The organism is Facklamia lactis, assembly GCF_015863205.1.
Lineage (GTDB): Bacteria > Bacillota > Bacilli > Lactobacillales > Aerococcaceae > Facklamia > Facklamia lactis.
In genome coordinates, this window is sequence record NZ_JACBXQ010000002.1 from 358,263 (window position 1) to 378,871 (window position 20,609).

Sequence of the window (20,609 nt, forward strand, 5' to 3'; positions counted from 1 at the left end):
ATATTGAACGATGTAAGCGCTATTTTAAGTTCTGAAGAAAGGGGCTGTTTATGGAGAAAAAAATTATTGAGAAGTTCATTCATGACTTCTATCATGCCTATTACACTAATGATAGGGGTCAATTTTACCGAATGCTATCTAATTCTTTTAGAAATCGGATAAGCTTTGAAGCGTTTAATCAACGTCGTCAATATGCATTGATCGATATCGGTAGACTTAAAGAGATTGAAACGATTGACATCACGAACCACGAGATCAAAGTAAGCTGTAAAATCCTTATACATCATAACATCGTAAAGTATACTTTCACCCTTTTAAACGAAAATGGCAATCTTTATATTAAGCCAGATCCCTTTATGTTCGCAAAATAAGAAAGGAGTTTTCAATGAAAAAAATATTTAAATTGGTACTTTCACTGATACTAGCTTTAAATACATTTATACTGCCGATCATAAATGTTTATGCCCAATCAATTACAATGGAAGATACTCAAATACTATTAACAGAAAAGAAATCATTAGATTTTGAAGTGGATTTAGGATCAGACATTTCAGTTGAGAACCTATCATTCCATTTAGGTGATAAACCACTAAGTGAATGGAAAGGGTTTAATATGGAAACTGAAGAATATGATCTTGAACCATGGATCAGAGTAGAAGATCTTTCACTTGAGGGAACAACCCTTAAAGGTAAATTAACGAATGCCCTTCCTTATGGAATAGATGCTACTGATTTGAGACCCTACCCACGGTGGACATTTGAAGAGCTACTAGGAACCTATCCACTAACCGTAAAAGATAAAGCTAGTGGAAAGGAAGCGACTATTGATATTCAAATAGACAATTATCAAGGTTTTCATAAATATGAAGATATTCAACCTGAACTTGATAAAATTATTCAAGCTGGTAATGAAAAGGAAGACCGTTTCTTCAAATATGAATCCATCGGTCAGAGTGATGAAGGTAGAGAAATTCCTTTAGTCATTATAGCGAAGGATGAAGCCAGTATAGATAATTACTTAAATAATACACTTCCAAAAGCTTTAAACGATCCTGCAGCCTTATCAGAAGAAATAGCCAAAAAAGAGGCTAATTATCAGATCCCAATTTTTATCAATAATACTCATCCTGATGAATCTCCTGGTGTTGACGCTCAGATAGATTTATTGAAAGATTTGGCTAATAAAGATGAAATTATCTTTAATAGCTCTGAAAAAGATAAACTAGATAGTTTAAAACTATCTGAGGTTTTAGATAATTTTATTCTTATTTTCTGTATCACACAAAACCCGGATGGTAAATTTAATAACTCGCGGGAAAATTCACACAAAATGGATATAAACCGTGATAACATCTATCAAACACAAGCAGAAACAAAATCAATGTCTGCGACAATCGCAAAGTATAATCCACTTATTTTTATCGATTTACATGGCTTTGTTCCAGAATTCCTCATCGAACCTACTACGCCTCCTCACGAACCTAACTTTGAATACGATTTATTAATGGGAGGAGAAATGGATCCCAAAACGAAAGATGTTAAGGACAATCAACCTGGAGCCATTGGAAACGCACGTGCTATGGGAGATACAGGCGTTGCAAATAGCGACTATTCTTCCTACATTATTCCAATGTTTGATTATGAGGATGGTTGGGACGATGCTTTCTTAGGTTATACAGCTGTTTTCTCTATGATGCATGGGGCTCTAGGACACACGGTAGAAATCCCTGCTCAAAATGAGCAAAGTTTGATTGCAGCTAAACATGCCGTAATTGGATCGATTAATTATGCTCTCGATAATAAAACACAACTTTATAAGAATCAATTAGAGATTTTCCGTCGTGGAGTGGAAAATGAAGATAATAAATCTGTCGATACATGGTTAATCCAAGCAGATGGTAGTCTAGGAAGCCGACCTCGTGGTGATAATGAAAATTTCTTCCCAGATTATTATATTTTACCGTTAGATGCTGATAACCAAAAAAATGTCAATGAAGTATACAATATGGTGGAATTTTTCCTTAGAAATGGTGTTAAAGTTTATCAATCAGACGAAGAAGTCACCTATAATAAGAAAAAATATCCAGCTGGTTCAATTGTTATCCCCATGAATCAAGCTAAACGTTCATTGGTCAATGTTTCACTATATAAAGGAATGGACGAATCCGCTTGGAAAGCAATGTATGCTGAAATTGTGTTAAACTATCCGATGATGCATGGTTTTACTTCAATTCCGGTTCGAGAGGCTAACTTATTTACGGATAAAATGACTGAAATAACAGAAGAGATTCCCAAACCTGAAACCATCATTACAGTCGATACCGATCAAGCGGTTGTAAAAGCTTCAAATAATGATGCTTTACTATTAATCAATAAGTTATTAGATGAAGACAAACCAGTCCACATGGTCACTAAGAGTACCGAAGAGGTTAATATTGGAGACTATGTCGTTGAAACATCAGATTTAGAATCTAATTTAGAGGGGTTATTGGTAGAACTCACGAATGCTCCAGACAAATTGGAAACTATGAAAATTGAACAACCTAAAATTTTCTTAACACCTTCCAGTTCAAACTACTCTGAGCTCGCAGATTCTACAAAATTTGTCTTGAAAAACTTAGGCTTTAATATCGTTGATAAGCTCGAAGACGCAAATGTGGTGGTTGACTCTTCCGGAATGTTTGAAACGGATGATTTAAAAGACAAACATTATATAGGAATTGGCTCAATGGCCCTATCAGCCGTTAAAGAAAAATCTTTATATCCTTTAGAATTCCAAATGAATGAAGAAGGATGGACCAATGAAGGTTTATTAAAAGCAAATTATGATCCAAGTAATCCAATCAGCGGTTCTTATTTATCCGAAGATATTGCCTATATTTCCTCTGGAAGTATAATGAATCAACCCCGTAAAGAAGCAAAAGTATTCGCAAAAGTTTCTGATCAGGATGACTTTTACATAGAAGGCTGGTGGCCAGACCATGACTTCGTAAAAGGGCAAGTCTTAGGCTTTACTGATAGAATTGATAAGCAAAACTTTGTCTTCTTTGCAAGTGATGTAACCAATAAAGCTCACACTCGCCACCTATATCGGTTGTTAGCAAATGCATTGTATAGTATTAACTCTGATAAATTCTTATTAGGAGAAGGACTAAAACTATCTACTCCCAAAACTGAAATAAAAACAAAACCCGAAGAAGAAGCTGAAGAATCGGAAGACGAATCAGAAGATGAAACAGAGGAAGAGTCAAAAGACGAATCGGAAGAAGAATCACAGGAAGAAACTGAAGAGACCGAAAGCTCAGATGAAGAAATATCGCAAGAATCTACAATTGAAGAATAAAGAGATTGTACTCTGAAAAGCAAAAAGTATTACCAAAAAAGAGTCTAAAAATTGTCTTCTTGGATCTCACCAAGAAGACAATTTTAATTTGAAATAAGTATATCAGTGGTGTTTAAAGTTAACTTTGCGCACAGTCCCACATTATAATGAACAAAGACTTTCATCTATTACAATGTAAAAATTCCAAACTACTCCCCTCACTGACAAAATTTAAACCGCAAAAGAATTCAAATTTCAACCAATTACAAACTAGTTCTGTTTATCAACATAATCCAATTTAAAAACTTTAGAAAGGACTAGGCCCACAACACCCGCTATAATCGCACCTAACGCTCTCGCTAACCAAATATTTAAAGGCATCTTAGCAAAGATATTCTCATAGAAAAAGCTAGCCACAAAAACTGCCACCACAATTATCAAAATAAACTTCAAATCTTTATTCATAAAATTCCCCCTTTTTTATAGCCAAACATTTAAAATTTTTTGTTTTTATTATAGCATAACCCCATTTTACCTCGTACACTTAAATACTGAAAAACCACTATTCTTACAGTTTTTAATGACTTTTTAATCGTCGGAAAGAATTCTATTCATCTTCTCGTTATCGAAAAAATATTATATATTATGTTTTTTTGATTAAGCTCCTTGATTTCTATTCCTTTCCAAATTTTTATCGAAACAAAAAACCAAGTAAGTATAAATAACTTACTCGGCTTTTCAAATTTTCTTTTCGAATCTCTAAGATTATTTCTTCTTCACAACTTCCAGCATTTTTATCTTTTCTAGATAGCCTTTCGGCGCTAAAAAAGTAGCTGTTACCACACCAGGATGTCTACCAATATCAATACTACCTGTGATTGTACAACGATTTAATATCTCCTCTTTACAAACACCAAATAATTTAGCCGCTCTCGTAACCGCATTGTCGGTCGCTTCATTGAGTGTAGCCCCTGTTCCAATAAACGAAATAGGATAAGACTCTTCTAACTCTATTCCCAATTGATCAGCCATTTTTTTAGCTAGAGCTCTTTCCTTTTCTGTTAAAGGTTTAGCTAAATAAGGTAAATCATCTTCATTTGATAGTAAGATTGGCCCCTCAATGGTCAATTCTTTTATCACTTCTATTTTCAAGCGAACTACACCAGAAACATCGGCTGTATGACCTGCAATTTCACCATTTCCCTGCATAGCGTGCATATCTCCAAGATAAACACCTGCACCTGCCACTTTTACGGGTGCAATTACTTTCGCTCCTACCCGAACTCGGTTGATATCCATATGTCCATCTGTCCTATGATTTAAATCTTCTTCTGTTTTTCCGAAAGCATGAGAGGCTCCTAGTAAAGCTTGAGCAAAATCTCCCGCATTATGCGAATCGGGAAATGCTTGAGATGGTGTTGTCCCTAATTGTCCCAAGAAAGGACGCATACGGGCAATTGCCCCAACAATATCATGTGGCGCTAAAGTGGCGATGGGATTTTGAATAGAATTTTCTGGCGTATTCATATACGCTTTTGCCTCTTTGGCCACCGCGTTTGCTGAATGTTCATTTAATGTTATTCCAATTTGACTATCGTTATCAAATTTTATTGTATAACCATTCGTTAAATCAAATGGTAAAAATGACTTATCACAATTCTTACATTTAATAGCTTCTTTACCATATCCATCAATATAAGTTTCAGGGTTTAAAATACCGCAATGAGGACATTTCGCATCAATAAAAGCATCATCCGTATACGCTCCTTTGACCGCTTGATCACTACCAGAGGCAGTTGCTAAAGAAGTAACATGTATATCTTCAATATGAATTATAATCGCATCTCCAACCTCAGCACCTTCAACATAGACTGGTTTAGTAACCTCATGTCCACCTTGCAATTTAGGCGTAATCATAGGTCCCCAACAACCAGGTGCTGTATTGGCAATTATATGACCACCATCTTTCACAAAGTACTGCATCTCAACAACGGGATCGAGCACACCATTAGTAAACTCATTAACATAAACAACATTTTTAAAGTTCATTTATATTCCTCCTCGGATTCGAGCGTTTACTTTTTACTGATTATAACATAGCTTCGAATATTCCCGGTAAGAAAAGAATGCTTTTTAACTGACTCTATTATTAAGCCTTCACTTTCAAAATCAAATTACAATATAGTCAAGCCCTAGTCACTCCCTGTTTATTGAGGTGATATTAATCACCTTAAACTAGAAATCCAACTTCACTATCTTGTATCTTCCATAAATTCTATATACGTTAGGACAAGATGTTGTTATATTATAAAACATCTACACAAATCTCTTATTCTATCCTGTTTGTTACAATATGAATAACTTCTTCTTGATTTGACTTCAAATAATCTTTTAAAAATACTGGATAAGCTATAACTTGTTCTAATTTATCAATTGCCACCCACTCTACCCACTCGTCATATCCACAAGAAGTTGTCGAAGAATGAGCAATTTCCAATGAATTTTGAACCTTCATCGTATAATAAAAACATATTTCATGGCAAATTTTCCCTTCAAATCCTGGATCTTTACCCCAAAATATGTTTTCATGAATGACAGCAAGTCTATCCATATCAAAAACAACTCCAGTTTCTTCATAAACTTCTCGTATTACTGCCTCATATGAAGTTTCACCTGAATGGACAGCTCCTCCAACTGAATAATAATAATTATCTCTAGAATTTTTAGCTAAAAGAACCTTACTATCATCAACAATTATAGCAGCCGCTCTATATCTAAACCATGTTTTTTCTTTTGAAAAAGAACAGTCAACCTCTGCTTTTATAGAATCGTTAAAATAAACATCTGCTTCTTCTAATAATTTTCTAATAATTTTCGCCTTATATTTTTGATATTCTTCTATCGAATTCTTGCATAATTGTATACCTTCTTTTTTTGCATTTAAATATCTACTAAACGCACTATTATTTAATCTTAAATAATCCCTAAATTTCAGCTCCTCGTAGGCTTTTTTATTACCTATTTGGTAGACATGAACATGGATACGATGCTTGACCCCATCATCTGAAAGTTTTTGAAAGTATCTCCTAGCTTGTATACCATTTTCTCCTTTGGCATTATATCCGTTTAAATTCATATCGTCATTGAATGTGTCGATTTTTATTATATCTTTTACCAAAACCAAGATATCTACAATATCTTTAGCCGACATGTTTGGTATCGATGTTGAACCGATGTGGTGAATCTCAATCACTTCAGCACCTAGTATATTTTTGATTTCTTTTCGGGCTTTCAAAAACCTTTCAATCCATTCATTTGTATACTCTTTTAATTCTAATTTTCTTTCCATTTTCCCTCCTATTATCTCCAATCGAAAAAATACACCATCCAACAACTTATTTTACAGCTATCAACCAAGCCTTTAACCTTAAAATACATACCCCGAACTTTCCCCGATTAAATATCGACATACATATACAACCCACCGAATCAAATCTGAAATCTAGCTCGATAAACTGAGATTTGATTATTTCTTTTTCTTTGGTTTTGGTGCAGGCAACTCATCATACATTGAAGTAAATAAGCCAGTTAAGAATTCTTTATTGTCAACATCATCTACCAATAGCATTTCCTTTGCTCCATCATATGGTAACTCATACTTTGCATTTGGCATATATGCTATTGCAGATTTAACAGGCTTCACTAAAAATCGATCATCATAAATTCCACCAACAATTTTTCCGTGATAATAAACAATATATTCTCCCATCATTGATCTATATGTTATTTCTTCCAACTCTGATAGTTGTTCTAAAATGAAATCTAAATATTCTTTACTTGAAGCCATTTTTATATCTTCCTTAATTACTAAAATTTCAATAGTCCATTTTCATCAAACTGAAAATTCGAACCCCATGCGACTTCCCAATAATATCCATCTAAATCCGAAAAATATGCATGATAACCACCCCAAAAGGTGTCTTGTGGTTCTTTTACAATTTTTCCGCCAGCATTTCGTACTAATTCAATTACACAATCAACATCTTCTTTATGTTCAACATTGTACGCTAATGTCATTCCGGAAAACCCATTTCCCTTTGGTGGGTTGTTTTCATCAATATCTTTTGCTAATTGCTCTAAAGGAAACAATTCAAATTTGGTGCCCGTTGTATTAAAAAAGCATACTGGCGGATTATCTTCCTTGCAATCAGTCTTAAATCCTAAGCCTTCTCTATAAAACTTTATTGACCTTTCCATATCTTTCACACCTAAACAAATACAAGTGATTTTATTCATTATGACCTCCAAGAATCTTTATTTATTTTTCTACTTCTTGTACTTATATCTTAAGAACAATTATTTATGAATTTTCATAATGATTCTGTCCTGGAAATTACTTTTTATATATTCAATAAACAATAGCTTCCACCACAGACAAATGAAAATACTTTTGTTTTTTCAAACTTTATTGAATTTTCTTGATTACTATTGATATTTGTTGCTATCGTATTCTATACCTCGAAAAATTCATATTTATTGTAATGCAACCTCCTATCTCTAATAATTTATTTCTTAAATTGAATTATTTAATTTTTTTGCTTAATATATCTAAAATTATATTTGCACCTCTCTTTATCTGTGAATTTGTCAGATTGGTTAGTTCAATCAACAAAATATCTTTTGGATTATTCTCTATATTAATATAAAAATCATTAGAATTGATCAATATTACTTTATTATTTAGACCACTACTAATTATTTCATTCTCATGAACATTAGTTGGTAACTTAATATGTGTCTTCAATGCTTTCGGCGGCAAATAATCAATCTTTTCTTTTATAGAATGCTTTTCAATAGAATCAATAAAACTTTTTATCCGATCTAACGAAGAAGCTTTAATATTATGCTTATAGTTTTGAAACATTCCACTCTTTATATAAATATCTAAGGCCGCTTGAGAAAATACAGAACTACCTATATCTGAATTTTTCTTATGTTTTGAAAATTCTGATATTAATTCAGTTGGGATGACAGCAACTCCTATTCTTAGCCCAGGGAACATAATTTTAGAAAAACTTTTTAAGTAAATAACTTTATCACTAATATCATAATAAAAGATAGGATCATTCTTATCATCTGAATCAAGATCTGCCATGTAATCATCTTCAACTATATAAACATCATATTGACTCGCTAACTCTGCCACTCGTTTCTTTTCCTCTTTCGTTAAGTTAAAGCCTAAAGGATTTTGAAATCGTGATGAGACATAAAAAAACTTAATATTTTCTTCTGAAAAAAGGGTTTCAATTTTTTCAAGATCGAGTTTATTATCAGCTCTTTGAATCGTTAAATAAGGTAATTTTATCAGCTTTATTAATTCAATAATTTGCGGGTAAGTAGGTTCTTCGATCAGTATTTTTTCTTTTGAATTAGGAAAAATCATATTACATAAAAGATAAAGAGCTTGTTGAATACCACTTGTTATAAATATATTTTCTTCGCTTGAAAATACTTGATAATCCATTAATAATTCTTTATCGTCTTCACTAATGGATCTAAGCCTTTTGACAAATTATAATTGAAAAGCTCATATTGATATGTGTCAAAAGCTCTATCAATACAATGCTGAAAATCTTTATATGGAAAATTTATTATATTTGGCGATGCATTTGTAAAGTTAATTGTCCTGCCTTGTTCAGGACTAATGGTCAACTTTTTATCAACAACATAGTAACCACTTTTTAATTGACTATATACAAGATGCCTCTGCTCTATTGTTTTAAATGCCTGTAGTATTGTTTGTTTACTTGTGTTAAATTCTTTAGCTAGGTCTCTTATAGAAGGCAATTTTTCTCCAGACTCATAAATATTTTCTTGAATTCTATTGTAAATAGTATTAGCGATCATTTGATATTTATACACCCTATACCTCCTAACATCTGTACTTGTACAGATGCTATTTTATTGAATTGAATACACTTGTTCAAGAAATTAGAATTAGATTAAGGAGGTTTTTATATGACTAATCAGACAAAAGCATATATTGCTGCTTTAATTCAAGTGATAATTATAGGATTTTCTTTCTTATTCGTAAAAATAGCTCTCAAGTACGTAACTCCACTAGCCTTATTAACCTACCGATTCTTTTTTGCAACATTAGCATCATTATTCTGGTTACTTTTGCGACGTATAAAAATACATTTAAATTTTAGTGATTTTACGAAAATAGCTCCACTTGCTTTATTTTACCCAATTCTGTTTTTTAGCTTACAGTCGTTTGGTCTGGTTTACTCATCATCAACAGAAGCCGGGATATTAACAGCAACTGCACCCATCTTCACTGCAATTCTTGCAATGTATATTTTAAAAGAGAGAACAAATCTATATCAAAATGTTTTGATTTTGCTTTCAATAGCAGGTGTAGTTTATATCACAGTTGTCAATGCAACGGGGATGGAAGTTTTTTCTTTGTTTGGTACTACATTGCTACTTCTATCAACTTTAGCAAGTTCATTTTATAATGTACTATCTCGAAAACTTTCACGCAATTACCCATACGACACACTGACATTTGTTATGACTTTAATAGGTTTTATTACTTTCTTAACAATCCAAATTCTGGATCATACTATTTATAATACTGGCATCTCTATTTTAGAACCGTTAACCAATTACTCATTCTTATTTTCAACACTATACTTAGGTGTATTATCAAGTTTTAGTAGTTCTTTATTAATGAATTTTGCGCTATCTCAAATTGAAACTGCCAAATTTAGTGTCCTAATGAACATTACTCCTATAATAACCTTGTTAGCTGGCTCTATATTTTTAAACGAAATCATTAATATTAACCATATTGTCGGTATTGTGACCATTCTAATTGGTGTTATTGGAACTAATTATTTTGGAAAATTTAAGGAGGAAAAATTGATATGAAAATCGGTATAATTGGTGCTACGGGCCGCTCAGGGTCTCTAATTCTTGAAGAAACTATTCGAAATAGTCATGACGTAGTTGCTATTATAAGAGATGCAAAAAAATTAAGAAGGAATGACATTCCATTTATAGAAGTCGATGCTTTAAACTTAACAGCAAAAGTTTTGCAAGATTTTAATGTAATTATTCATGCTTTTGGTTCTTGGGGAAAAAATGTACATCTTCATAAAGAGGTGATGGAACATTTGTTGAAAATTATTAATGACACCACTAGACTTCTAGTCGTGGGAGGAGCTGGAGCTTTATTTGTGAATAAGAAAAAACAAATAAAACTTAAGGATACATCAGACTATCCAAGTCATTTATTACCAGTTGCAAATGCTGGCAATGATGTTTTAACAATTCTAAAATCTTCCGACTACAATCTTTGGACATATGTTAGCCCAGTAGAACATTTTATTTTTGAAGGAGATAGAACAGGCAATTATGTTACCGGAACAGATGAATTACCAGTGTTAAATTATGGAACAAGTGAGATTAGCTATGCTGATTTTGCAATTGCAATATTAGATGAAGCTAAGAATAGGAATTATATTGGTAAACATATTAGTGTGTATTCATTAGAAAAATATACTATTTAGCTCTACAATATTTACAACTAAATATGTTCCCCTACAAATTACGTTTTGGAATCTAGCCTTCCTATATTCTTACTAAATATAAGGAAAATGTACTATATAAACACCGGAAAAACGTCATAAAATTGCATTTTTCCGGTTATTTCATTGAATAAAGATTTTATAGGTTCTAAACTCCGACTATTCTTAGGCTGTCCCCACATAGAGTCCCCACCCTCAACATGTCTTGAAAACATTTTATTGATTAGCTTTTCTACTCGACAATTATAGTCATCATGTTCAAAACTACTTAAATTTAGTTTATCTAATTGATAGGAAAATATTTTTGATACACCTGATAACTTCAATGGATACTTAACAACCCTAAGTCCTGTGCGAAAATTCAACAGATGGAATCATTCAGGGCCACCTTGTTTAGAAATTATGATCGCTCATTTTCCTCGATAAGAATCTTTACCGTAGTAAGGTTTTTTTAATCATTTTCGACTTTCTCAATTAAGCCGTACTAATAGGTTCTAGTTTTTGAATTGCAATCTTCATCCAAGGATAGGGTCAAGAGTTCAATCGCATATTTAATCTATTTAGAGAAAAATCGAGATTCTTTTAAAATCAATAAAGTACTATTTACATCAATTGCTTGTTCTAAAAAATTTGATAATTCACTTGCTCTTCGTGTAATGTTAAAATTACGTTCAAAAACTTGGCCAATTTGCGGTTCTTTTTCTAAATTTCAATAAACAACCTTATTAAAAAGTGTTCTCGACCAAATTTCTGTAAAATATAAGTCTTTCCGACTGACGAACTCCTGTTAATAATAAAGGTTTAAGATTTTTTCTTTCCAGCTTACAAAGTCTTTCATTATTGAACGTTTCATAAGCTCACCTCTCTTATTAACTATTTATCAAAAGACATATGTTTTTTTTAAATTAACAACCAAAAGTCTTACGACTTTCGGTTGTTTTATATTTCATCTCATTCATTGAATATTTTCTGATATCTATTTTATACACACTGGCAATTATCTTTCTTGATTCTTTAATTTATTGACATCTTCTAGATAAATCGATACCTCACCACAACTTGGACAAATAGCTACCTTTGGTTCTCCTAGTCTACCTCCAAACCATTTATCTTCATCATCTGTGAGGACAACACCGTATCTTGCACCTTTTACTTTTATGCCACAATTCTCTACCATCTTAGTATTACAACGAATACATATTCTCATAAAACACCTCCCTAAATTCTAAGTAAAAATAGAATATAATATTAAGCTGTTATACTCTCCAATATCTGATATTATCCCCAATGAGTCTTTAACAATTAAATTTACTTTTCAATCGAACCACCAATGTTCAATTGTTTTCAAGGAAGATTATGAGCTCAACCCTTGATATCCATTTTTTCTTCTATTAGCAAAAATTAAATAGGAAGCTCCTTAACCTGTGATCACAACAAACACAACGTTTCAGATGCTTCCTACTTTATATTACAGTTTCAACTAATAAATGTTCTAGCCATGCTTAGCCTCTTTATGGATTCTAAATGACTTTTAATTTAATTGTAAACTTTTCTTAGAGTCCATTATGATGGAAATAACATCTTCCGCTGTAATAATCTCCACATCTTCCATCAAATTATCTTCAGAGACCCCATTATGTTTCATACAAGCTGAACAAACCTTGATTTCACCACCTTGGGCTATAAATTCAAAAATCAGCTCACCAACTGGTTGAAAAGGCTCCCCAATGTCGATTTTATTTCCATATCCACGCTCAGCTAGGTGAACAGCGTTTGATAAGAGGATCAAGCTAACAGAATGCCCCTTTGAAAGAGCCATTTTTCCCATAGTAAATGCCACGGTAACATTATTGGCATTGTCTTCTTTTTGGGTTAATGTTATTAATAAATCAGTCATCTTAATTATCCTTCCTTATTTTGATGTTAAAATCTACTCACTTAATGTAAAACATATTTTCTTTTGCAAGTCTATACTTCTATAAACATTCTGATCATTCATCAACTTATTACTATATAGTATAGCCATTAACAGATATTTCTTCAACGTAATAATTTCAAAAACGAGCACTAACGTGAACCTATTAAGTCTCTTATTTATAATTCCGGTAATTTTTCCATTAGCCAATGGGTCTCAGTTTCATCATACTTTTGGAAACCTAGTCGCTTATAAAAAAATCCTCGCTCGATTTTCTCGATACGTTTTTAAATATACCCGTTTGCTTCCTAACAAACAGTGAATTTTAATTACAATTGAAACCCTTATATCCCTCTACATTGTATAATTACTCTATTATGATTTAAAAATAAAATTGATTTTCATCTATTAGTAAACTGATTTAAAAAGTCAGATTCAAAAGTTTCAATGCTTTCAAATTCATTTTTATCTCCAAAAAAAGAAACTTTCCCATCCTCAATACAAGTAACAGAATAATTTTCAGTTGCAAGTAAATCTCTATAATCATGAGTAGTTATTAAAAAAGTTTTATTCTGATTTTGAATATAGTTTAAAATATAAGTCACATTAAGTCTGTCGATATTCGCAGAAGGCTCATCAAGTACTACTAATTTTTTTTCAGTTTGTAAATAGCAAAAAAGCTGTAATAATCGAGCTTCTCCTCCAGAAAGGTCAGAATATTTCTTTTCCCAATTTTTTTCAAAAAAATTAAATATATATTTGTCTACTCTGTTTTCAATATCCGTCAAGGAAATATTGAATTTATTAAAAAGTATTCCAAGAATCAATTGAATATTTTTTTTACAAGATAAATCTAACATTGGGATTGCTTGCATAAAATAAACATAATCGTTGCGGAGCTGATAATCTCGATGTATATTTTCACCTTGAATTAATCCTAAGAATATTTGTATTAAAGTTGATTTGCCAGAACCATTTTCTCCAATTAAATAATTTACTTTATTAGATTTCACCTTAAAAAGGACATCTTCAATGATTACCTCATCTTTATATTTAAAATTTCTTACTTTTAAATCCAAAATAATCACTCCTTAACATCAACTTTAACGTTATAAATTGAATATATAAAAATTATCACACCTATAATAATCATCATAATCATGTATATATTTATATCAAATTGCAATTTAGTTGCATTCAGGGAAACAAAATGATTAATTTGATTTATTGGATTTAATTGCATTAGCATTTTCGGCAAACTTTCTCCACTAAATGATATTATGAATATAATAATGGATCCAAAATTTCTGATGCTGTCAATTTTTGATGGCCCAATTTCTAATGTAATCAAAAATGACAAATAAAAAGTGATAATAATAGTAATAATCACACTTGAAATTAAAACGATTAACCAATTATTAAATGTAATTAGGTTGTGAGTATCAGTACATTTAATGAAAAGAAAATATATAACTTGAATCTGAAACAAAATAAATAATTCAATATTAATTTTACTGAATAAAAATACCAGTGGAGACTTTACGATTGTATGATATTGAATCAAATATTTTTCTTTACGAATCACTAAAAACTCTATAACCCCAAATAAAGCCGCCATTGAACTGAAGTATGTGATAAATCGAATGTACCCATCTAATGTTCCTTCGTTATTAGCAAATATCATTAACGAAACAGGTGCAATAATTTGCATGATCACTGTTAATATATTACGATACTTTGCATAAAAAAAATAACGAGTATAAATTGCAATTTGTTTTAACATATATTTCCCCTTAAATTTCTATTGGCAACCAAAATGAAAAGTTGCTATTTTTTATCCACTTTAAAACACTTATTATTCCAGCATTACCACTATGAAAGTTTAAGGAACACTTAATATTAAAATCACCAGGGCAATAAAGCTAGAAATCTAATGACTCCACCGAATAGATCAGTATTTTTGAAGGAGTGGAAGGTTTTATCAGTCAAGAACTTGTAGAACATTTAATCCTTATAGTAATTGGCACCCATGGATCCACGCAACTCGTTGGCAGCTGACCAGATTCGATTTATAATGTGGTCTGAAATTTTTATCATGGGAGGCCTCTCTTTGGTAAAGTATTTAAATATTTGATAAATGTTTACTGTGTTTTTAATGTCAAGGATCAACGCTTGAATCCCATTCTTTTTGAACACTTTATTAACCTCTTTAGACTGTTACAATCGAGTAAGAACTCTCCACATATTCAAGATAGACATCTTCAGCCTAGTTCTCATACGAGCCTCTATACGTTTCATATGCGAATTAATGAAAATTTCTGAGAAGTAATTAGCTCCTCTCCGAACCACTTCGCTCAGTGTCCTCCTAATCAGATTAATTATCTATCTTCATTATACCAAAGTAGACTAATAAATATTGTCTAAGTAGAATCTTTTTAATTTTTCTTTAAAAATATGTCTACATTAGACCTTCTTCTAATCGACCTTCCCCCATACAAACTTTCATTCTTCAACCTTGAAATTTTTTAACACTCAATTCATCTAAAAATAGGACTCCCGAACATTTTATTGGTTCTCAGAAATCCTATTATTATACGCTTTTTAAACTGTACATGATATCAAAACTATACACTCAGCAGCCGAACTCTGTCAATTACTCTCTCACTTCATTCCTACACCTATAGCATCTAGGAAAGTCCATCCATAAGTCTCCATAATAATTTACTTTGACGTTTTATTTCTTGTGAAATAACTTCATTATGAACTCGGCTCCTATCGTCGAAGACCAACTATGTCTCTATAATCAACTAATGCTTACGCTTGTTTCGTTAATCTGATATTTTTGAATTTCCACATTAGTCATTGCTTCTTTCCAAACTTAGTAAATAATAACGATAAATTATATAGCTGATAAATACCAAGAAAATCAACATATATGCTACCTCATCATTTAAAGACCTGAGGTAAAGTGAAAACAGAACAATCCCAGTAGCTTGAATTAATATTTTAAACTTTTCGTCTTCAAGTTTCCCCATTTTAAATAAACAATAGCGGATTCCTATGACTGCTGGCGAAAATATAGTTGCAAGAATCACAATAAATATTGTTTGCTTATTGGTAGAGATTTTTTTTAAGTTATGGTTCTCTTGATCATCAATCTCAAGACATTTATACAATAAACTTAATGATGCCTCATCAGGCACACTTTTTCCTAATTCCCATTTTGAAATAGTCTGTCTGGTGACATACACAGAATTTGCTAAATCTTGTTGGGTCATGCCTTTTTTTATTCTTGCTTCTTTAATTATTTTTGAAATATCCATAATCCCTTATTCTCTACCCCTATTATTCATATCGCTAAAATCAAGCGTTATTGCTATACACATTATAAAGAACATTATATTCCAATCTTTTGAGAATAGAAATCCATAGATACATAAAATAATAAAAAGGATAAAAGAAATCCTTCTAAAAGTTCTTGGGTAATGATTTGCTAACTTTATAATGCCTCTCACAACAAAAACTATTAACAATCCCATTAGCCCAAATAATCCAAGGGTAAGCACTCCAAAAATGTAATTTTTATTTTTTCTCATAGTTGCTAACATAACTAAAACCTCCTATATTTTATACTCTCACTTTAGGAAGTTAGTCTAGTAAAGTCACGCAACGACTATTATTATTAGCGCAACGGCTAATTTTGTCCTTGAAGAAAGCTTTTCCCCAAATAAAATTAAATTAATTTTATCAGAATATTCTTTTTCTACTGTTTCCATCTTTTCAAAATTATATGCTGCATCGTTTGTTATAACATCTACAGCTACTAAAGCTATTTTCATAGAAAATAGCTCCATACATTTTTATTCCTTTTAATTCTAATTACCTTCCCTCTAAAATTTATTCAAATATTTCTCTAAATCCTTGAAATTCACATATTCAACATCATTGAATTTTAGATAAGACTTCCAAGTATAAATAATTCTTGAGCTCTATGCATTCTCCTCAGCATTTACAAAAGTTAGTAGATGTCTAGAAAATGTTTTATTTGGCATCATTGATGTTTTTATTTCAAAAGGATATAAATTATCTTCTTTCTTGACAATTAAATCTACTTCTACTCCCTTAGCTGTTCTCACACAAAAATATTTGAAGCTTTATTATCATTTAAGCGTGATTTTAAGATTCGTGAACCAATTAAATTTTCAAATAAATTATCGCCTAGAGGATCTCTATTAACCTGATTCTCAGTTTCTATTCCTAAAAGATAAACTGTCAATCCTACTTCTGCAAAATATATTTTTTGGGGTTAATTTGTTGTTTGGTAATATTAGAGAAATAGGGTTTAAATCGGTATACAATATAAGAGGCTTCTAGCACAGATAACCTTTTAGATAAAGATGTAGACGAAACACTTACATCATCCGACAAAGCAGGCAAATTTACTACCTTGTTAATCTTATAAAAAAGTTGGGCATTATTTTCAAATTGAACTTGAAAATAATGCCCGCATAAGTTATGAATTGTTTTTTATTCTTTAGTAGAGGCCTTGAACCCATGTCACCATCACTACTATTTTCCGTTGTCATAATTATGACACAAAAGTCAGATATTAATTCTTATAACAAAATCAAAGAGTTTCTCTATAATTTCCTCTTATTTCAGAGAGATTATTTACACAACAAACTGAAATTCATCTTTTTATAAAGAGCGGCATATCATACTCGTCTTTACCATTTTCAACAAATCCTAACGATTTCCAAAAACGAATAGAATTTTCTTTTTGTGAATTGAGCTCATAATATTTAGCACCATCGGACCTTGTATATGTTTCAAATGCGTAAAAACACTGATGCCCTGTCCCATTCCCTCGAAACTTCGGAAACACCCAATAATCAAGAATAAAACATTTCCCATCTTCACTTTGATAAGTGCAATAAGACGCAGCTCCTATTCTTTCTCCATCTCGGCAAAAATACACCATATGTTGTTTATCTTGATCCCTTGTCATATGCTTTTCTAGAACACCTCGATATTCGGCACTAGAGAAATAAGCAATATCCTCTTCATCGTAAATTATTCCATCTTCAATCAAATAGTTTAAGTGCGAACTCCAGAAATCATTTAAATTCTGCGACGATATTTCTTCTATTTGTATCATATTTTTCTCCTATATATATATCGACTCAACAAATTATAATTTATTTCTGTCCTCTCGTAAGTAATACTACGGCCTTAACACGGCTCGGTTCTCCAGCGAAGAACCTATTCAAGACCCATTGTACACGAGAATGGTAGAACACCTATTTTTGCATTCAATCAGTATTTCAACAAACTGAAGTTTGTATTAAACCCTTTGATCAATTAACATCCTCAACACTCTAGATGATGCCATTTCTTCTTTCAATTCTCTAGTAGCACACTCCAATGGATTTTCTCCCTGCAATGCTGTACCACCAGCCGTAAGTTCATACATACTGCCCAATTGCTTACACAAATCTCTTTGCATTAGTAAATAAGTTCCATCTATATGCTTAACAACTATCTCACCAACTAAGTGATAAACATCTTTAGGTATCTCTTGTTCTCTTATAAGTATTAAGTTATCTATTATATTTATATTGAAGGCTTTATCAAATGCATCCCATTTTTCTCCCATATAACTGCCCTCCAAACTTCTCTGTGTTGATTTCCAAAATATGAATTTAATCTCACTTCTATTTATTCAGATATGTAATCGGATTCTGTACTGACTGATTTTCTTTAAGTCCATTTATCGAATTACTTATCTTATGTCCACAATAATTATTTATGTACTCTAGTCAAACAGAACTACCGTATCAACATGTGTAGTCAGCAAAATTATACATAATTATATATAAGGCATGGGGTTTATAATAATTAACGATTAAAATCTATTTTAGAATTATCAAAATAAAAAAAGATTTTAAATACTTTTCTAATAGTAGAGAATAAGTTTGTAACTTAGAAAAACATTAAAGTCTTCACCGATAAAACAACTCTCATTAATATATCTTTCCCTCAAAAATTAGACAACAATCTAATTTTTTAGAGAGAGGTACATTACTTAGATACTTATTTAGAAAACTTAGATTTGAATAAAAGCATAATATTTTTACTAATTATAATTCCGGTAATTTTTCCATTAACCAGTGGGTTGCAGTTTCATCATACTTTTCGAAACCTAGGCGTTTATAAAAGATTATAGCTCGATTTTCTCGATACGTTTTTAAATATATCCTTTCGTTTTTATATTTTGTTATTAATTCCTTTAATATTTGACTACCAATCCCTTTACTTTGAAATTCTGGCATTATAGCATACATACCTAAACACATATCACCAGTTTCATCAAACCAATAAGTAATCAAACCGATATCTTCTCCGTCTCCTATTATAATATTCATATCATCTAAGTTTTTATTCATCTCATCTTGAGTTAATTGAATTTGCTTATTTAATTCCCAGTCATAAATTTTTTCTATATACCATTTAAAACATTTTTCCTTCAATCTTAATATGAAGTTCAAATCACTCTCATTACATTTTCTAAAGGTAATATTCATAGTCGTATCCTCTACAAAATTTATATTCTAAAATCATCTATCTAATACCAAATTATGTGTGATAATTCCGCTTTATTGAAAACAAAACGCGAGGCAAATAATTTTATCGACAAACTGAACCTTGCCTAATAAACTTTTTCAAATACTTCACATACCATAGGAGCTTGCTCATAAAACCGTCTCCCTATTTTGTGATATTCTTCAAGGAAGAAATCATCATGTACTTTTTTCCAATATTTATAGCTTCTATCACCTTCTCCTTCGTGCCATGCGTGTTCAGGTGAAATTAAGTTATAAGGTATGATATATACCACCGCAGTCTGCGTAATACATACTGGCTCTTCTGAACCATTTAGAATGATATTATAATCTCCCACTTGAAGTAGTTCTGCTTGCTCTTCAATTTCATATAGTTCATATGCGGAAGTTGTGGCAGTCTTAATACCACTATTCACTAATTCCGCTAATTCATCCGCCATCTCTTTTGTGTTACCAAAACTCCATGCTTCATATTTAGTATCTTTAGGCAAATTCTTTTCATTGCAAAATTCATCCCAAAACTTTTTTACTTTGTCATTCATTCTCATTACCTCCACATCTTCTAACTTAGCTAGCTGTCATCCCCACAGCAAACTAAACAAAACCTAAATTATTGTAATATTCAACTAAATGTTCTTCACAGAAAGATTGAAGATAAAGTTTGTGTTATAAACAGAAATTACAAATTCTTTTAGTGATTTCTGTGCCAATACCATTATATCTCCAAGCTTCATGAACATCTGGACATTAAGCACCCCATCTGAAACAAGTCTTGCAGTTCCTATCAGTTTATCCTCATCATAAATTAAATCCTGAATCCTATCCTTCAGTTTTATTATCTGATCAAATACCAAACTAATTATTATAATATATATCAGTATTGCAAACTTTCTCTCACTTTATTTTTCTTTCAATTTCTTCTCTAACTGTTTTACAGTTTCTAAATAATCTTTTTTAACCGAAGAAATCGTATTTTCTTGGTATTTTCAATATTCTTGTTCAGTTTTTTCTATGGCTTATTTATGGCTCACAGTTCCAGTATTCTGCAAGATAGATTCACCTATAACACTCAAAACGCGGTCAAGATGTTCTTTTCAGTAACTTCCACCTGTATTTCCTTAAAGCCACCCGTCATCCATAGTAAACTCTTTAAT

General features: G+C 31.5%; 24 protein-coding genes. 4 read left to right on the forward strand and 20 right to left on the reverse strand.

Going from position 1 to position 20,609, the window contains the following annotated elements:
* Window positions 1-50 precede the first annotated feature (50 nt).
* On the forward strand, window positions 51-371 hold the full coding sequence (locus HZY91_RS04705; RefSeq protein WP_197115109.1) for a hypothetical protein: 321 nt from the start codon (window positions 51-53) through the stop codon (window positions 369-371).
* A 14-nt stretch (window positions 372-385) separates the two neighbouring features.
* Complete coding sequence (locus HZY91_RS04710; protein ID WP_197115110.1) at window positions 386-3,343, forward strand: M14 family zinc carboxypeptidase; 2,958 nt, start codon at window positions 386-388, stop codon at window positions 3,341-3,343.
* A gap of 249 nt (window positions 3,344-3,592) precedes the next feature.
* On the opposite strand, the gene HZY91_RS04715 is transcribed toward HZY91_RS04710, so the two are convergent.
* The 7 genes from HZY91_RS04715 to HZY91_RS04745 form a co-directional block, all read right to left on the reverse strand.
* Complete coding sequence (locus tag HZY91_RS04715; protein ID WP_197115111.1) at window positions 3,593-3,787, reverse strand: hypothetical protein; 195 nt, start codon at window positions 3,785-3,787, stop codon at window positions 3,593-3,595.
* Between the two features lie 300 nt (window positions 3,788-4,087).
* Window positions 4,088-5,371: an acetamidase/formamidase family protein gene (locus HZY91_RS04720; RefSeq protein ID WP_197115112.1), complete on the reverse strand. Its 1,284-nt coding sequence runs from the start codon at window positions 5,369-5,371 to the stop codon at window positions 4,088-4,090.
* Between the two features lie 280 nt (window positions 5,372-5,651).
* Window positions 5,652-6,671 (reverse strand): GrpB family protein, encoded by a 1,020-nt coding sequence (locus HZY91_RS04725; protein ID WP_197115113.1) that lies wholly within the window; start codon window positions 6,669-6,671, stop codon window positions 5,652-5,654.
* A 177-nt stretch (window positions 6,672-6,848) separates the two neighbouring features.
* Entirely contained in the window at window positions 6,849-7,169 is a 321-nt protein-coding gene (locus HZY91_RS04730; RefSeq protein WP_197115114.1) for a TfoX/Sxy family protein, read from the reverse strand.
* A 20-nt stretch (window positions 7,170-7,189) separates the two neighbouring features.
* Complete coding sequence (locus HZY91_RS04735; RefSeq protein WP_197115115.1) at window positions 7,190-7,618, reverse strand: VOC family protein; 429 nt, start codon at window positions 7,616-7,618, stop codon at window positions 7,190-7,192.
* 286 nt (window positions 7,619-7,904) lie between these two features.
* Complete coding sequence (locus HZY91_RS04740) at window positions 7,905-8,846, reverse strand: aminotransferase-like domain-containing protein (RefSeq protein WP_197115116.1); 942 nt, start codon at window positions 8,844-8,846, stop codon at window positions 7,905-7,907.
* On the reverse strand, window positions 8,846-9,244 hold the full coding sequence (locus HZY91_RS04745) for a GntR family transcriptional regulator (protein WP_197115117.1): 399 nt from the start codon (window positions 9,242-9,244) through the stop codon (window positions 8,846-8,848). Before HZY91_RS04745 ends, HZY91_RS04740 begins: the two co-directional genes overlap by 1 nt.
* A 96-nt stretch (window positions 9,245-9,340) precedes the next feature.
* Between HZY91_RS04745 and HZY91_RS04750 the strand changes: the two genes are divergently transcribed.
* Window positions 9,341-10,258 (forward strand): DMT family transporter, encoded by a 918-nt coding sequence (locus HZY91_RS04750; RefSeq protein WP_197115118.1) that lies wholly within the window; start codon window positions 9,341-9,343, stop codon window positions 10,256-10,258.
* Window positions 10,255-10,899, forward strand: coding sequence for an NAD(P)-dependent oxidoreductase (locus HZY91_RS04755; protein ID WP_197115119.1), 645 nt, complete (start codon window positions 10,255-10,257; stop codon window positions 10,897-10,899). Before HZY91_RS04750 ends, HZY91_RS04755 begins: the two co-directional genes overlap by 4 nt.
* Before the next feature lie 1,015 nt (window positions 10,900-11,914).
* Here HZY91_RS04755 and HZY91_RS04760 read toward each other — a convergent pair.
* From HZY91_RS04760 to HZY91_RS04810, 13 genes are all read right to left on the reverse strand, one after another.
* Entirely contained in the window at window positions 11,915-12,124 is a 210-nt protein-coding gene (locus HZY91_RS04760) for a nucleic acid-binding protein (RefSeq protein WP_197115120.1), read from the reverse strand.
* A gap of 324 nt (window positions 12,125-12,448) precedes the next feature.
* A complete protein-coding gene (locus HZY91_RS04765) occupies window positions 12,449-12,814 on the reverse strand; it encodes a DsrE family protein (RefSeq protein WP_197115121.1) in 366 nt (121 codons plus the stop codon).
* 419 nt (window positions 12,815-13,233) lie between these two features.
* A complete protein-coding gene (locus tag HZY91_RS04770; RefSeq protein ID WP_197115122.1) occupies window positions 13,234-13,911 on the reverse strand; it encodes an ATP-binding cassette domain-containing protein in 678 nt (225 codons plus the stop codon).
* A 5-nt stretch (window positions 13,912-13,916) separates the two neighbouring features.
* Complete coding sequence (locus HZY91_RS04775) at window positions 13,917-14,615, reverse strand: hypothetical protein (RefSeq protein WP_197115123.1); 699 nt, start codon at window positions 14,613-14,615, stop codon at window positions 13,917-13,919.
* A gap of 1,072 nt (window positions 14,616-15,687) precedes the next feature.
* Window positions 15,688-16,155 (reverse strand): helix-turn-helix transcriptional regulator, encoded by a 468-nt coding sequence (locus HZY91_RS04780; protein WP_197115124.1) that lies wholly within the window; start codon window positions 16,153-16,155, stop codon window positions 15,688-15,690.
* A gap of 6 nt (window positions 16,156-16,161) precedes the next feature.
* Window positions 16,162-16,440: a hypothetical protein gene (locus HZY91_RS04785; RefSeq protein ID WP_197115125.1), complete on the reverse strand. Its 279-nt coding sequence runs from the start codon at window positions 16,438-16,440 to the stop codon at window positions 16,162-16,164.
* Between the two features lie 54 nt (window positions 16,441-16,494).
* On the reverse strand, window positions 16,495-16,671 hold the full coding sequence (locus HZY91_RS04790; RefSeq protein ID WP_197115126.1) for a hypothetical protein: 177 nt from the start codon (window positions 16,669-16,671) through the stop codon (window positions 16,495-16,497).
* 150 nt (window positions 16,672-16,821) lie between these two features.
* Window positions 16,822-16,968, reverse strand: a complete 147-nt coding sequence (locus tag HZY91_RS11240) for a DUF4143 domain-containing protein (RefSeq protein WP_499797664.1) — start codon at window positions 16,966-16,968, stop codon at window positions 16,822-16,824.
* Window positions 16,969-17,110: 142 nt separating this feature from the next.
* Window positions 17,111-17,353 (reverse strand): DUF8612 domain-containing protein, encoded by a 243-nt coding sequence (locus tag HZY91_RS11245; RefSeq protein ID WP_499797665.1) that lies wholly within the window; start codon window positions 17,351-17,353, stop codon window positions 17,111-17,113.
* 169 nt (window positions 17,354-17,522) lie between these two features.
* Window positions 17,523-17,990: a GNAT family N-acetyltransferase gene (locus tag HZY91_RS04795; protein ID WP_197115127.1), complete on the reverse strand. Its 468-nt coding sequence runs from the start codon at window positions 17,988-17,990 to the stop codon at window positions 17,523-17,525.
* A gap of 186 nt (window positions 17,991-18,176) precedes the next feature.
* Entirely contained in the window at window positions 18,177-18,488 is a 312-nt protein-coding gene (locus HZY91_RS04800; RefSeq protein WP_197115128.1) for an NUDIX domain-containing protein, read from the reverse strand.
* A gap of 484 nt (window positions 18,489-18,972) precedes the next feature.
* Window positions 18,973-19,416: a GNAT family N-acetyltransferase gene (locus HZY91_RS04805; RefSeq protein ID WP_197115129.1), complete on the reverse strand. Its 444-nt coding sequence runs from the start codon at window positions 19,414-19,416 to the stop codon at window positions 18,973-18,975.
* A gap of 125 nt (window positions 19,417-19,541) precedes the next feature.
* Window positions 19,542-19,997 carry an ASCH domain-containing protein gene (locus tag HZY91_RS04810; RefSeq protein WP_197115130.1) on the reverse strand — a complete coding sequence of 152 codons (456 nt, stop codon included), beginning with the start codon at window positions 19,995-19,997 and terminating at the stop codon, window positions 19,542-19,544.
* Between the last annotated feature and the right edge of the window lie 612 nt (window positions 19,998-20,609).

Coding starts and splice junctions, on each gene's coding strand:
- HZY91_RS04705 (WP_197115109.1), top strand. CDS start 51: ATGGAGAAAAAAATTATTGAGAAGTTCATTCATGACTTCTATCATGCC.
- HZY91_RS04710 (WP_197115110.1), top strand. CDS start 386: ATGAAAAAAATATTTAAATTGGTACTTTCACTGATACTAGCTTTAAAT.
- HZY91_RS04715 (WP_197115111.1), bottom strand. CDS start 3,787: ATGAATAAAGATTTGAAGTTTATTTTGATAATTGTGGTGGCAGTTTTT.
- HZY91_RS04720 (WP_197115112.1), bottom strand. CDS start 5,371: ATGAACTTTAAAAATGTTGTTTATGTTAATGAGTTTACTAATGGTGTG.
- HZY91_RS04725 (WP_197115113.1), bottom strand. CDS start 6,671: ATGGAAAGAAAATTAGAATTAAAAGAGTATACAAATGAATGGATTGAA.
- HZY91_RS04730 (WP_197115114.1), bottom strand. CDS start 7,169: ATGGCTTCAAGTAAAGAATATTTAGATTTCATTTTAGAACAACTATCA.
- HZY91_RS04735 (WP_197115115.1), bottom strand. CDS start 7,618: ATGAATAAAATCACTTGTATTTGTTTAGGTGTGAAAGATATGGAAAGG.
- HZY91_RS04740 (WP_197115116.1), bottom strand. CDS start 8,846: ATGGATTATCAAGTATTTTCAAGCGAAGAAAATATATTTATAACAAGT.
- HZY91_RS04750 (WP_197115118.1), top strand. CDS start 9,341: ATGACTAATCAGACAAAAGCATATATTGCTGCTTTAATTCAAGTGATA.
- HZY91_RS04755 (WP_197115119.1), top strand. CDS start 10,255: ATGAAAATCGGTATAATTGGTGCTACGGGCCGCTCAGGGTCTCTAATT.
- HZY91_RS04760 (WP_197115120.1), bottom strand. CDS start 12,124: ATGAGAATATGTATTCGTTGTAATACTAAGATGGTAGAGAATTGTGGC.
- HZY91_RS04765 (WP_197115121.1), bottom strand. CDS start 12,814: ATGACTGATTTATTAATAACATTAACCCAAAAAGAAGACAATGCCAAT.
- HZY91_RS04775 (WP_197115123.1), bottom strand. CDS start 14,615: ATGTTAAAACAAATTGCAATTTATACTCGTTATTTTTTTTATGCAAAG.
- HZY91_RS04780 (WP_197115124.1), bottom strand. CDS start 16,155: ATGGATATTTCAAAAATAATTAAAGAAGCAAGAATAAAAAAAGGCATG.
- HZY91_RS04785 (WP_197115125.1), bottom strand. CDS start 16,440: ATGTTAGCAACTATGAGAAAAAATAAAAATTACATTTTTGGAGTGCTT.
- HZY91_RS04790 (WP_197115126.1), bottom strand. CDS start 16,671: ATGAAAATAGCTTTAGTAGCTGTAGATGTTATAACAAACGATGCAGCA.
- HZY91_RS04795 (WP_197115127.1), bottom strand. CDS start 17,990: ATGATACAAATAGAAGAAATATCGTCGCAGAATTTAAATGATTTCTGG.
- HZY91_RS04800 (WP_197115128.1), bottom strand. CDS start 18,488: ATGGGAGAAAAATGGGATGCATTTGATAAAGCCTTCAATATAAATATA.
- HZY91_RS04805 (WP_197115129.1), bottom strand. CDS start 19,416: ATGAATATTACCTTTAGAAAATGTAATGAGAGTGATTTGAACTTCATA.
- HZY91_RS04810 (WP_197115130.1), bottom strand. CDS start 19,997: ATGAATGACAAAGTAAAAAAGTTTTGGGATGAATTTTGCAATGAAAAG.